The 12880-nt window shown below is 64.7% G+C and carries 11 protein-coding genes and 1 tRNA gene; 4 read left to right on the top strand and 8 right to left on the bottom strand.

The features are described 5' to 3' along the window. Positions 1-14: 14 nt before the first annotated feature. Together IE122_RS04100 and IE122_RS04095 are read right to left on the bottom strand one after the other, a co-directional pair. Positions 15-989: an NADPH:quinone oxidoreductase family protein gene (locus IE122_RS04100; protein ID WP_189619842.1), complete on the bottom strand. Its 975-nt coding sequence runs from the start codon at positions 987-989 to the stop codon at positions 15-17. Continuing rightward, positions 986-2581, bottom strand: coding sequence for a fatty acyl-CoA synthetase (locus IE122_RS04095; protein ID WP_189619841.1), 1596 nt, complete (start codon positions 2579-2581; stop codon positions 986-988). Before IE122_RS04095 ends, IE122_RS04100 begins: the two co-directional genes overlap by 4 nt. A 263-nt stretch (positions 2582-2844) precedes the next feature. Between IE122_RS04095 and IE122_RS04090 the strand changes: the two genes are divergently transcribed. After that, entirely contained in the window at positions 2845-3885 is a 1041-nt protein-coding gene (locus IE122_RS04090; RefSeq protein ID WP_189619840.1) for an AraC family transcriptional regulator, read from the top strand. Between the two features lie 65 nt (positions 3886-3950). Here the strand turns inward: IE122_RS04090 and IE122_RS04085 are convergent, their stop codons facing one another. From IE122_RS04085 to IE122_RS04060, 6 genes are all read right to left on the bottom strand, one after another. Next, a complete protein-coding gene (locus IE122_RS04085; protein ID WP_189619839.1) occupies positions 3951-5378 on the bottom strand; it encodes an aldehyde dehydrogenase family protein in 1428 nt (475 codons plus the stop codon). A 13-nt stretch (positions 5379-5391) separates the two neighbouring features. Next, positions 5392-6339 (bottom strand): alpha/beta hydrolase, encoded by a 948-nt coding sequence (locus IE122_RS04080; RefSeq protein ID WP_189619838.1) that lies wholly within the window; start codon positions 6337-6339, stop codon positions 5392-5394. Further along, a complete protein-coding gene (locus IE122_RS04075) occupies positions 6336-8480 on the bottom strand; it encodes a PQQ-dependent dehydrogenase, methanol/ethanol family (RefSeq protein WP_229813742.1) in 2145 nt (714 codons plus the stop codon). Before IE122_RS04075 ends, IE122_RS04080 begins: the two co-directional genes overlap by 4 nt. 49 nt (positions 8481-8529) lie before the next feature. Next, the gene (locus tag IE122_RS04070) at positions 8530-10038 is read right to left on the bottom strand and encodes a flavin-containing monooxygenase (protein WP_189619837.1); all 1509 of its coding nucleotides are present in this window, start codon (positions 10036-10038) and stop codon (positions 8530-8532) included. Between the two features lie 299 nt (positions 10039-10337). Beyond that, positions 10338-10414, bottom strand: a tRNA-Met gene (locus IE122_RS04065). A gap of 122 nt (positions 10415-10536) precedes the next feature. Further along, a complete protein-coding gene (locus IE122_RS04060; RefSeq protein WP_189619836.1) occupies positions 10537-11091 on the bottom strand; it encodes a 2'-5' RNA ligase family protein in 555 nt (184 codons plus the stop codon). On the opposite strand from IE122_RS04060, the gene IE122_RS04055 reads away from it, so the two are divergent. The 3 genes from IE122_RS04055 (at position 11084) to IE122_RS04045 (ending at position 12864) form a co-directional block, all read left to right on the top strand. After that, the gene (locus tag IE122_RS04055; protein WP_189619835.1) at positions 11084-11239 is read left to right on the top strand and encodes a hypothetical protein; all 156 of its coding nucleotides are present in this window, start codon (positions 11084-11086) and stop codon (positions 11237-11239) included. The two genes, IE122_RS04060 and IE122_RS04055, sit on opposite strands and share 8 nt — an antisense overlap. A gap of 60 nt (positions 11240-11299) precedes the next feature. Next, positions 11300-12232: an IS1595 family transposase gene (locus IE122_RS04050; RefSeq protein WP_189619834.1), complete on the top strand. Its 933-nt coding sequence runs from the start codon at positions 11300-11302 to the stop codon at positions 12230-12232. A 101-nt stretch (positions 12233-12333) separates the two neighbouring features. Next, the gene (locus tag IE122_RS04045) at positions 12334-12864 is read left to right on the top strand and encodes a Panacea domain-containing protein (RefSeq protein WP_189619833.1); all 531 of its coding nucleotides are present in this window, start codon (positions 12334-12336) and stop codon (positions 12862-12864) included. Positions 12865-12880: the final 16 nt, after the last annotated feature.

The following is a 12880-nucleotide window of genomic DNA, read 5'->3' as shown; positions in this document are numbered from 1 at the left end:
TAGCCGGGGCGCGATCACATCGTCAGTACGACCTTGCCCATGACCTTGCGATCCAGCAGGAAACGGATCGCCGTCGCGGCGTCTTCCAGCGCGAACGTGCGGTCGATGTGCGGGCGAACGTCGGCCTCGCGGTAGAGCCGGAACAGCGCCGCCAGATTGTCCCGGTTCGCCGCCGGCTCGCGCCGCGCCCATTCGCCATAGAAAACGCCGAGGATCGCGGCGTTCTTCAACAGCAGGATATTGGTGGGCAGCCGGGGTATTTCCCCCGCCGCGAAACCGACGACGAGATAGCGTCCGTCCCACGCCAGCGATCGCATAGCCGGTTCGGCGAAGCGATCGCCCAGCGGATCGTAGACCACGTCGACGCCGCGCCCCCCGGTGATCTCCTTCACCCGTTCCCGCAGGTCCTCGGTCGAGTAATCGATCAGCGCATCGGCCCCCATCGCCTTGGCCAGCGCCAGCTTGGCCGGCGTCGATGCGGCAGCGATGACGCGCGCGCCGAGCGCCTTGCCGATCTGCACTGCGGCCAGACCAACTCCACCCGCCGCACCCAGCACCAGCAGCGTTTCGCGCGCCGCCAGACGGCCGCGCTGGACCAGCGCGTGATAAGCTGTGCCGTAAGTGGTGCAGAACGCCGCGCCGTGCGCGAACGACATCGCATCATCCAGCTTCACCACCTTTTCCGCCGGGACGATCATCGCCTCGGCATAGGCCCCGACCGGCGCCATCGCCGCCACCCGTTCGCCCGGCGCAAAGCCGCTGCAGCCGGGGCCAACCGCATCGATCACGCCCGCCGCTTCGAGGCCGGGCACGAACGGCAACGCCGGCTTGTGCTGGTACAGCCCCTGCACGATCAGCCCATCGGGATAGTTGACCGCCGCTGCATGAACCCTGACCCGCAATTCTCCCGGCCCCGGTTCAGGCAGTGGCACATCGGCCACGATCAGGTCTTCAGGCGCACCGAACGCGACGCACTGGATGGCTTTCATGCGGACGCTCCGGGCGTGGCGGCATCATCCAGAAGCGACTGGCGCAATTCGCGCTTGAGTATCTTGCCGCTGGCATTGCGCGGCAGGTTGCTGCGAAAGAACACGTTCTTCGGCACCTTGAAGCCGGACAGATGCTGCGCACAATGGCGGCCGATCTCGGCCTCGCACAGCGCCTCGCCGGCGCGGACCACGATCACCGCGCTCACCGCCTCGATCCAGCGCGGATCGGGCAGCCCAACCACCGCAACCTCGCTGACGGCGGGGTGAAGGTAGAGCACCTCCTCCACCTCGCGCGAGGCGACGTTTTCACCGCCGGACTTGATCATGTCCTTCTTGCGATCGACCACGGTGAGATAGCCATCGGCATCCAGCACGCCCAGGTCGCCCGAATGGAACCAGCCCCCGGCAAAGGCTTCGGCGGTCTTGACCGGATCGTTCCAGTAGCCGCTCAACAATTGCGGGGAACGGTGGACGATCTCGCCCACTTCGCCCGGTGCGACGTCCTGCATGGCGTCATCAACCACGCGGGTTTCGACATGCAGCGTCGGCCGCCCGGCCGAGCCGAGCCGCTCCGCATGCTCCTCTGGAAACAGGATCGTCGCCACCGGCGCGATCTCCGTCTGGCCGTAGAGGTTCCACAGCCGGAGCGCGGACAGGCGCTCCCGGATCTCCCGCAGCACCTCAACCGGCATGATCGATGCCCCGTAATAGCCCTTGGTCAGCCCGGTCAGATCGTGCGAGGCAAGCAAGGGACTGCGCAGCAGCGAAATCCAGATCGTCGGCGGGGCGAAGAACGAATTGGCACCGTGCCGGGCGATCAGGGTGATAATGTTGTCGGCCGTCGGCGCGCTGGTGATGATGTTGCGAGCGCCCACCTGCAGTGCCGGGCCGATCATGCAATCAAGCTGGGCACAGTGAAACATCGGCATCGCGTGGACCGCCACCGTGTCGGCCGTCCACTCGCAATCGATCACGCAGCCCTGGTATTCCCACAGCACGCTGTCATGCGACAGCATCACCCCCTTGGGCCGCGATTCGGTACCGCTGGTGTAGATGATCTGCAGCAGGTCTTCGCCGCCCCGGGTCTCCATCTGCCGGCCCTGATCGAGCATCAGCCCGGTCCAGGAAGGGACCTCTGCCGGTTCACCCTCGCGCTCGCCGGGAATGCCGAGCACCCGTTCCACCAGACCCTGTGATGCGACCAGCGCCACCTCAATCGTCGATGGATCGGCGAACAGCCACCGCGCACCGCAGTGATCGAGGATATACCGCACATCCTCGGCGTTGAGCATGAAGTTGATCGGTACCAGCACCAGATCGGCGCGGGCGATGGCGAAGCGCAGGGCGATGAAGGCATGACTGTTGCGCGCCAGCAGCGCCACCCGGTCCCCCGGGTTGAGCCCGCCGTGCTTCAGACCTGCCGCCAGTTGATCGACGAGCGCATCGAACTCGGCATAGGTCCACGCCGTCTCGCCGCACACGATCGCGGACCGGGCCCCATGCCGCGCCGCCGATCGCCGCAGCATGGCCGACAGCGATTGTCGCCGGGCGGTGGCGACGATGGCGTCGAGCGCCGCGCCGTTATCAGTCATCGGTAGATCCTGCCTTTCTTCGCGATCGGTCCTTTGAGTAGCGCCGCACGGGCGGGCCGGACTGCCGCGTTCCTTCTCTCATCAGGCGCGGCCGGGCCGCGCTGGCGGAGCCTATGAGAGCACGCGGGAGGGTACAAGCGCGCAGTGCGGGCACTGGCCTGCGGGCCCGAACGGCTCGGGCGGCGGGCCTTCCTTGACGAGGCGGCCCCGCGCGGCGTAGCCTCCGCACCACGATAACAAGTTTTGGTTGAGGAGGGGCAGGCATGAACCCTAATGCGCTCCATGCGGCGCTGCCGGACCTGAGCGCGCGCATCATGCACCACACGGTCACCACCCGGCTCAACGTCAGTTGGGACGCTTTCTGCGTCAACAGCCGGATCAAGCCGATGCGGCTCGACGAAGGCAGCCGGGAACTGCTGGCGCAGGATGAAATGCTGCTGCAGCAGGGCTTCGCGCATGTCACATCGAACCATCCCGATCTGTGGTTCGATGTGGGCCTGCGCTATCGCTCGCTGAAGTACGGCACGCTGGGGCTGGCGATGATGACCGCCGGGACCCTGGCCCAGGCGCTGGAAGTGGCCTGCCGCTACCAGGCGCTGACCTATTCGCTGATCGATTACCGCTATGTGAGCGCGCCTAACGGCTCCTGCGCTCTGCTGGGCGATACCGGCGGCATCCCGGCGGATCTCCACGATTTTACCCAGCATCGCGATCTCGGTGCCATCAAGACGCTGATCGATGACCTGACGGCCGGCGAGCCGGTGCTGGAGCGCATCACCGTCTCCGCCCCGCCCCCCGGCAATTGGGAAGCGATCCGGCGGTCGTTCTGCTGCCCGGTGGAATTTTACGCCGATCGCACGGCGTGGATTTTCCGGCCCGGTGCCGCAGGCCGGCCGCTGCCGCTCGGCGACCAGTCGCTGCTGGCGATGTACAGCTCGCGTTGCGACGAATTGCTCGATCACGCGCGCAGCGCCGTGCCGGTCGCCCAGCGGCTGACCGCCCTGCTCAACGCGCGGGGAGAAGACCTGCTCAGCGCCGCCGACGCCGCGCGACAACTGGCGCTGTCCGAACGGACCCTCCACCGCCGGCTTGCCGAAGAGGGTACGCGCTATTCCGCTATCGTCGACGAAGCGCGGTTCCGGCGCGCCCGCGATTTGCTGGCGGACCGGCGCATGTCGATCGAGGCGGTGGCCTTCGCAGTCGGCTTTTCCGAACCGTCCAGCCTGTCGCGGGCGTTCAAGCGCTGGTCGGGGATGGGCGCGTTCGAATATCGGCGGCAGCACCTGCCCGGCAAGCGCGGTTGATCCCAAGAACGGCGACCCGGCAGGCATCCTGACGCAACCCATGCCTGCCGGGCACCCGAGCACGCTCAAGCGGGCTCGTAACCCAGGATCGCCTTGACCTCCATGAACTCATGGAAGGCGTGCTCGCCCCACTCGCGCCCGTTGCCGGACTGCTTGTAGCCGCCGAACGGCGCAGCGAAATCGAGCGGGGCGTAATTGACCGCAACCTGCCCCGCACGGATGCGCGCGGCCACCTTGCGGCCATGTTCGATGTCACCTGTCTGGACGTAGCCGGCAAGGCCATAGGGGGTGTCGTTCGCGATCGCGATCGCCTGCTCCTCGTCGTCATAACCGATCATCACCAGCACCGGCCCGAAGATCTCCTCCCGTGCGATGGCCATCTGGTTGTTGACCCCGGCAAACACGGTGGGGCGGACGTAGTATCCCTGCTCCAGCCCCTCGGGCTTACCGGGCCCGCCGGCGACCAGATCGGCACCTTCGGCGATGCCCTTGTTGATGAGAGTCTGGATGCGGTTCCACTGCACATCGGACACCACCGGGCCAAGATTCACCTCATCCTCGGGCGCGCCGACTTTCTGCGCGGCGATCGTCTGCGCCGCTACGGCACTGGCCTCGGCCATCCGCGCGGCGGGGAGCAGCATGCGGGTGGGGGCGTTGCAGCTCTGCCCGCTGTTGACCATCAGTGCCTCCACGCCCTGGCGCACCGCTGCCGCCAGATCGGCATCCTCCAGGATGATGTTGGCGGATTTGCCGCCCAGTTCCTGATGCACCCGCTTGACCGTGGCGGCAGCATTGCGCGCCACTTCGACGCCCGCCCGGGTCGATCCGGTGAACGACACCATGTCGACATCGGGATGTGAGGAAATCGCGGTGCCCACGCCCGGCCCGTCGCCGTTCACCATGTTGAATACCCCCGCCGGAACCCCGGCGGCATCCATGATCTCGGCAAAGACCTGACCGCTGAACGGTGCGACTTCGGACGGCTTGAGCACCATCGTGCAGCCCACGGCCAGCGCGGGCGCGACCTTGCAGGCAATCTGGTTGAGCGGCCAGTTCCATGGCGTGATCATGCCGACCACGCCGATCGGCTCCTTCACCAGCCGCGTGCTGCCCATCCCGACGCTCGGATCGAAGCTTTCCAGAAGCTGCCGGGCGATCTGGAAATGCGCCAGCGCCAGCGGCACATGCGCGGCGGTCGCCAGTGCCGCCGGTGCGCCCATCTCCTCGCGCACGGCGTCGGCCAGGTCCTGCGTGCGGCGGTTCATCTCGGCAATGATCGCATCGAGCAGCGCGATCCGTTCCTCGCGCGTGGTCTGCGAGAAGGTCTCGAAAGCGCGGCGCGCGGCGCTGACCGCCCGGTCCACGTCTGCCGCAGCGCCAATGCTGATCCGTCCCGCCACCGCTTCGGTCGCCGGGTTGATGACATCGAGCGCGCGTGCCTCGACCGGGGCTGTCCAGGCACCGTCGATGTAGAAATCCAGATATTTGCGCATGGTCAGGGTCCCTTCAGGCAGTGGTGGCGCGGATCATATCCGCAAAGATGGTGGTGGCGCGGCGGATGACAGCATCGCCGGAAGGCAGCGCCTTGCGCATCGTGGCGATCCCGTGGATCAGCCCGCGCGCTTCGAGGAAGTGGCATTCCAGCCCCTGCACCGCCATTGCAGCGGCCAACGCCCGCGCCTGATCGCGCAGCGGATCGAGCCCGGCAGAAACGATCACGGCAGGTGGCAGGTGCGCCGGCAGCGGATGCCGCACCGGCGACAGGTCCGGCCCCGCCACATCGGTTCCGGCCGGCAGGCTATCGGTGATAAACCGGTCCATCAGCCGGCGATCGAGCAAGAAGCCCTCGGCAAAATCGCGATAGGAACCCTCGTCCGCCGCTGTCGCATCGAGCCAGGGATAGATGAGCAACTGCGCCCGCACCGTATCGCGCCCCAGTCTGGCGGCCAGATAGCAGGCCAGCGCCCCGCCGGCGCTGTCGCCGGCCACCGCGATCCCTTCCACGGGCGCTTCCAGGACCGCCCCTGCCCCGGCCACGAACCGCGCGGCGGCAAGGCAATCCTCATGCGCGGCGGGATAGGGATGCTCGGGTGCCAGCCGGTAATCGACCGCCACCACCCGCAATCCCGAAATCCGTGCAACCAGCGTGCACACCGCATTGTGCGTATCGAGATCACCGATCACGAACCCGCCGCCGTGCATGTAGACGATGACCGGTCCGGCCTGCGCTGGGCCCGGGAAATAGGCGCGCAAGGGCGTGCCAAGGCCGGTGTTGTCGGGCGGCAGGTCAAGCGTGCGCACGGACAGATCGGCCGGCTCTTCGAACAGATCGCCCAGCAGGTGATAGACCGCGCGCGCATCGGCCGCAGGCAGATCGGCAAGATGCGGCCCCGGCTGCGCTGCCAGCAGGTCCAGCACGGCCTGCGTTTCGGGGAGGACGAAAGGCTGGCTCATTGCGGCTTCTTCCCTTCCTGTTGCTGCAGCAGCCGCGCCCGATCGGCCACATAGGCGCGCAGATCCTCGGCATCCTGCTTCGACAGGTACTTGGCGAAGCTGACCATCCCGCGGTCCTTCAACGCGCCGTCGATGACAACCGCCTGCCATGCCTCGGCACTGGTCAGCGCGCCCGAGCGCCGCAGGTCCGGCACCACCCCGCTCGAAATCGCGCCGGGGCCATGGCACACCCAGCAATCGCGCTCGTAAAGGTGGCGGCCATGGGTGACTTGAGCAGGCGGGAACATTTCTGGCGGCGGGTTGGCGGGCCCGGCCACGATCTTTTCGATCTTCGGCAAGGTGCCCTTCGCATCCAGCCGGAACACGAAAATACGGCCGTTGGGACGCGGCCCCGGATCGTCGTTGAACGATGATGTCAGCGCATAAGCGCCGCCGTAACCGGCCACTACCGCCACATACTGATCGCTGCCCAAGGCAAAGGTTATCGGCGCGGCCATGATCGGGATGCCGACATTGGCGCTCCACAGCACTTTGCCGCTGTCGGCCGCGAATGCCCTGAAGTTGCCCCGCGTATCGCCCTGAAACACCAGGTTCCCGGCGGTGGTCAGCACGCCACCGTTCCACGGTTCGGGATAATCGAAACCCCAGGCTTCCTTCTGGCGCACCGGGTCCCAGGCGATCAGCCGGCCGCTCAGCATCTTGCGAATCCCGGCCACCGCCTTGGGATCATCGGGCGGAGAGGTATCGTCGGACTTGATGCCCAGGTTCCAGCGCCCGTCGCGACGCTGGAAATCGCCGGCGTTCTCATATCCGAACAGCGCGTGGTTGCCCGGGACATAGGCGAGCCCGGTCTGCGGGCTGAACGCCATCGGCTGCCAGTTGTGCGCCCCCAGTGCGCCGGGGGTGACGACCACCGGTCCCTTGGGATAGCGCGCCTCGGGCTTCTCGATCGGCCGCCCGGTCTTGATATCGTACCCGCTGGCCCAGTTCACATCGACGTAGTTCTTGGCCGAGAGCAGCTTTCCGCTCTGGCGATCAATGACATAGAAGAACCCGTTCTTGGGTGCCTGCATCAGCACCTTGCGGGGTTTGCCGTCGACCGGCAGCGTGGCCAGCGTGATCGTCTGCGTATGGGTATAGTCCCAGGTTTCCCCGGGCGTGCCCTGATAGTGCCACAGGTATGCCCCGGTATCGGGATCGAGCGCGACGATCGAAGACAGGAACAGGTTGTCGCCCTTGCCCTGGCTGCGGACTTTGTGGTTCCACGGGCTACCGTTGCCGACGCCGATATAGAGCTGATCCAGCTCGGCATCGTAGACGATGGAATCCCATACGGTGCCGCCGCCGCCGTTCTTCCAGTATTCCCCGAACCAGGTCTTGCCGGCCTTGTCCTTCAGGGCCGGGTCGGACGCGGCATTGTCGGGGCCATCGGCGGGGTTGCCGGGCACGGTGTAGAACCGCCACGCCTGCTTGCCGGTCTGCGCATCATAAGCGGTCACATAGCCGCGCACGCCCAGTTCCGCGCCGCCATTGCCGATTACCACCTTGCCCTTCACGATCCGCGGCGCGCCGGTGATCGTATAGGTCTTGGACTGGTCCACCGTGACGACCGACCAGGCGGGTTTGCCGCTTTTCAGATCAAGCGCGATCAGGCGGCCGTCGAACGTGCCGAAATAGAGCTTGCCGTCATAGATCGCTGCGCCCCGGTTGCCGACATCGCAGCACCCTTTCGCGCCATATTCGCCCGGCACTTGCGGATCGTAGAACCACAACTGCTTCCCGCTCTTGGCGTCCAGCGCATAGACCTTCGACCAGGCCGTGGTGACATAGATGACGCCCTGATATTCCAGCGGCGTCGACTCCTGCGCGCGGTTGGTGTCGAATTCGAACGACCACGCGGTGCCCAGCCGGGCGACTGTCTTGTCGTTTATCGCGGTGAGCCGGCTGAACCGCTGCTCATCGAAAGTCCCGCCATACGTCACCCAGTCGGCAGGGTTCTTCGTCGCGTGCAGCAGACCGGTCCACGCATCGTCAGCGGAGCCGCCACCGCTGCCGTTGCCGGTCAGGTCGCCGGCGGAACATCCGTATAGAGCGACCGCCATCAACACGGTGGCCATGGCCGTCAGGCGCGGTTTTCCCATCCTGTCCCCTCCAGGGCCCCGCCGGTTCGCGGTGGCCCGAAATGCATTGCTAGCGGTAAGCGAATTCGGACCCGGCCAGATCGATCGCCGGAATATCCTCGGCCTCGCGCCAGTAATCCTGGGTGTGCCGCCATTCCGGCCGCTCGCCCAGCCGCTTGGGCAGCTTGTCGATCTCGCGCATGAGATAGCCGGGGTTGAAGTTGTCACCTTCGATCCACGGCATCAGCGCATCGTCCTCAGCCCCTTCTGGAACCACCAGATCTACCTGCCGCGCGCCCTTTTCGTCCATGTGCGCCAGCAGCCGGCAGACGAAATCCCCCAGCAGATCGACGCGCAGCGTCCATGCCGCGCGGAAGTACCCGAATACCCACACAAGGTTCGGCACCCCGGTGAACATCATCCCGCGATATGTCGCCGTCTCGCCCCAATCGACCGTCCGGCCGTCGACCACGAACTCGATCCCGCCCATCACCGACAGGTTGAACCCGGTGGCGGCGACCACCATGTCCGCCGCCAGCTCCTCGCCGGAACCCAGCGCGATGCCATCGGCGGTGAAGTGATCGATCTGATCGGTGCGGACCGAGACCTTGCCCTCCCTGATCGCCACGAACATGTCGCCATCCGGGATGAACGCCACCCGCTGCTGCCACGGCCGATACCGCGGTGTGAAGTGCGGCGCGAACTCGAAATCGTCGCCGGCATAGGCCCGCACCGCCTGCTTCAGTTCATCGAACACCGCGTCCGGCTCGGCTTTCGAGCGATAGTCGAGGGTCTTGAGATTGTTGAGATAATCGAGCCGTGCACAGCGATGGACGGTTTCCTCGTCCACGCCGATCAGGCGCAGCCGGTCAGCCAGATCGCTGCGGTTGGGGTAGCACAGGAAATAGGTGGGCGAACGCTGCAGCATGGTGACATGCGCCGCCTTCCTGGCGATCGCCGGGATCACCGTCGCGGCCGTGGCCCCCGATCCGATGACGACCACGTTCTTGCCGGCATAATCGGTATCCTCGCGCCATTTCTGCGCATGGATCAACTCGCCCCTGAAATCGTCCATGCCCTTCCAGTCGGGCAGGTAGGGGGTATTGTGGTCATAGTATCCCTGGCACATCCACAGGAAGGTGCAGCGATAGGTCGGACCCGGCTCACCGTCCGCCGCTCGCGTCTCCACCGTCCAGGCCTGCGCCTCGCTAGACCAGGAACAGCGCGCGATGCGGGTCTGGTAGCGGAGGTTCTCGTCCAGCCCGTTTTCGGCGATCACTCCGCCCAGGTACTTCTGGATTTCCGCGCCGGTCGCGATCGGCGGGCCAACCCACGGCTTGAAGCGATAGCCGAAGGTGTAGAGATCGGAATCCGAGCGCACGCCAGGGTACTTGTGCGTCTTCCACGTGCCGCCGAACGAGTCCTGCGCTTCCAGGATGACGAAGCTCTTGCCGGGAAGCTGGGTCTTGAGGTGATAGGCGCTGCCGATCCCCGAGATACCCGCCCCGACGATGACCACATCCACGTCGATATCGGGCTGCACCCCGCCACGCGCCTGCGCTTCGAGAACCTCGTCCACGGCCAACTCCTCTCGCACCGCACTCCCGGCGGCCTTGATCCGGCGGTGCGCTCAGCAACCCCGCCGCTTATCGTTGTGCGCAAACAAAGCCACGATCGCCATGTCCCGTCGCGCCAAGAATCCGGCAGCGACCGCCATTGCGGAAATCCGCGCCCGCTACGTCGATGAAGCCCGCACAATCATCATCCTGGCAGACAGCCTTTCGGCCTGAAGTTTACAGCACTTTGTAAACCAGCCCCACCGACCGCCCGCGAACAGTGCCGACGCCCGGAATTTCCCGAACAATTTCAGATGAATAGTGGTAGCGGAGGAGGGACTCGAACCCCCGACACGCGGATTATGATTCCGCTGCTCTAACCGACTGAGCTACTCCGCCATACCATGGCCGGCCGCCGATGGCGGCCCGGTTATGCGCCGGCCATGCGGTGCAGGCCGCTGCCTTTAGGGATGCGGCGGCGGCGGGTCAACAGTGAAATCGCGGCCGATGCGGGGACGGCTTCATCCGCGAAACGGGACCATCCGGATCGGGCACCAGAGCCCGTCCTGCCAGGCATAGAGGCCCAGCCCGCGAAAGCGGAACGGACGCGGACGGAGGTCCGGGGCGAGCGCGGTCTGGAGGGCGCGCGCGGCCTGTGCGGTGACCTTGTTCTGGATCGTCACATGCAGGCGCAGCGGCTGCGCGTCCTGTCGGGTCAGGAGGCCATGCATCCGCTCGGCAATCGCCGCGTGGATGGCGATCATCGCGGGCGAGTCCACCGCCAGCGCCGTCCCCGTCCCCAGCTTCATCAGGCCATCGATGCGGGCCTCGGGCGGCGGTGCGCGGGCAAGGTCCGCCAGCACGCCGATCAGTTCTTCCTCCACCGAGGGCGGCAGCGCGTGGAACAGCGTCACGTGCGCACGCAGCCGGTTGCGATCCGGCGGATAGTGCGCGCGCCGCAGCCCATCGGCCCAGGCCAACACATCGGGCGGCAATTCTGCGGTCAGCAGCAGCGGTGCCCCGGCCTTGCGCTGGGCGGGATCGAGCAAGCCGGTTTCGGATCTCGGGGTGGTCATCATCTTCATCCTTGCCCTGCACCGCCAATGTGGCAAGATCGTTGCGGCTGAGGGCCGCGAAAGCGAAGGGGTGGGCGATGACCAGAACGAAGATGATCGCCGGGGCAATCCTGGCGTGGAATGCGATCGGGTGCCTTTTCTTTGGTGATTATATACTTTGCAAACACGGCTGAATCTGTTATACCCGCAAGGGTAAGGAGTTAAGCCAGTGTCCGTCCTCTCGAAGCCCTATTTCCATAACGAAGAAGCTGCCTTCACCTATCTGGAAGGCATCGTCTGGGCTGATGGAACGACTTGCCCGCACTGCGGCGGCGTTGATCGTATCACCAAAGTCAAGGCGAACCCTGTAAAGCGTATCCGTGAAGGTCTGTGGCGCTGTGGTGACTGCAAGAAGCAGTTCACCGTGAAGGTGGGCACTGTGTTCGAACACATGCGCCTTCCGCTCCACAAGGCTTTGCAGGCCGTCTATCTTATGACCAGCAGCAAGAAGGGCATCAGCGCCCACCAGTTGCACCGCGTTCTTGAGATTACCTACAAGTCGGCATGGTTTCTCGCCCACCGTATCCGCGAAGCCATGCGTGACGGCGATCTGTCTGCATTCGGCGGCAACGGCGGTATTGTCGAAGTTGATGAGACTTTCATCGGTAAGCTGAAGGGCGTCGAAAAGAAGCGCGCCTTCCATCACAAGATGAAGGTTCTCGCACTGGTTGACCGTGACAGCGGAAAGGCTCGCACGATGGTAATCGACAACGTGAAGGCTGAAACCCTGATGCCTATTGTGATCGCCAACGTGTCGCGCGAAGCCCGCATAATGACCGACGAGCACAGCGGCTATCGTGACGCTGGCAAGTGGTTCGCCGGTCATGGCACCACCAGCCACGGCAAGGGCGAATACGTGAACCTTCAGGATCGCACGATCCACAGCAACACCGTTGAAGGCTATTTCAGCATCTTCAAGCGCGGCATGAAGGGCATCTATCAGCACTGTGGTGAGCAGCACCTGCACCGCTACCTCGCCGAGTTCGAGTTCCGTTACAACAACCGCGAGAAGCTGGGATACAATGACACGTATCGCTCAGAATGCGCCCTTAACGGCATAGTAGGAAAGAGGGTTTCATATCGGCCACTCGTGAAGGCATGAAAATTCGGCCGTTCGTTCCACATTTGTTCTCAAAATGGGCTTGTGAAACGCAGCTAGAATCTATATGTCAAGAGCAAATTTGAAACGAATGGAGAACGATTGTGCCTCATGAAAAGCTGAAGGAGGCGCTTCATTATGTGATTGAGAATTGCCCCGACGCGAGTCGCTTGGGGGCAATCCGTCTCAACAAGATACTGTGGTTTGCCGACTGCCATGCCTTTCGCGAGAACGGCGTGAGTATCACTGGCGACACCTATTTGAAGCGCAAATTTGGCCCCGTGCCGAAGCACGTTCTCGCCGCCCTCCGAGATTTGGAGGGCGAAGGGAAGGTCGTTGTGCGCGAGGTTCCCTATTCAACACGGAAAACGTATCGCGAGTTTATCTCACGCACGAATCCGGACACGCACGGCCTCAGCGAAGCTGACCGCGATCTTCTCAAAGGTTACGCTGAAGTGATTTGTGAGAGATTCACGGCGGCAGCGATTAGTGATGCGTCGCATGACCAAGTATGGGAAGCGGCTGATGAGGGAGAAGAAATTCCTCTTTACGCAATTTTCGCATCCCAGGCCGGTGCCATCACAGATGACGTTCGTGCGTGGGCCAACGAGGTGGTTGGCAAGCTAGCAGCCTAAAACCTCCTTGGGGGCA

Source organism: Novosphingobium colocasiae, assembly GCF_014652555.1.
GTDB lineage: Bacteria > Pseudomonadota > Alphaproteobacteria > Sphingomonadales > Sphingomonadaceae > Novosphingobium > Novosphingobium colocasiae.
This window is presented reverse-complemented; position numbering and strand designations above follow the sequence as displayed.

What these genes read in the sequence shown, in the direction of transcription:
- IE122_RS04100 (WP_189619842.1), bottom strand. Translation starts at nt 989, where the DNA reads ATGAAAGCCATCCAGTGCGTCGCGTTCGGTGCGCCTGAAGACCTGATC.
- IE122_RS04095 (WP_189619841.1), bottom strand. Translation starts at nt 2,581, where the DNA reads ATGACTGATAACGGCGCGGCGCTCGACGCCATCGTCGCCACCGCCCGG.
- IE122_RS04090 (WP_189619840.1), top strand. Translation starts at nt 2,845, where the DNA reads ATGAACCCTAATGCGCTCCATGCGGCGCTGCCGGACCTGAGCGCGCGC.
- IE122_RS04085 (WP_189619839.1), bottom strand. Translation starts at nt 5,378, where the DNA reads ATGCGCAAATATCTGGATTTCTACATCGACGGTGCCTGGACAGCCCCG.
- IE122_RS04080 (WP_189619838.1), bottom strand. Translation starts at nt 6,339, where the DNA reads ATGAGCCAGCCTTTCGTCCTCCCCGAAACGCAGGCCGTGCTGGACCTG.
- IE122_RS04075 (WP_229813742.1), bottom strand. Translation starts at nt 8,480, where the DNA reads ATGGGAAAACCGCGCCTGACGGCCATGGCCACCGTGTTGATGGCGGTC.
- IE122_RS04060 (WP_189619836.1), bottom strand. Translation starts at nt 11,091, where the DNA reads ATGACCACCCCGAGATCCGAAACCGGCTTGCTCGATCCCGCCCAGCGC.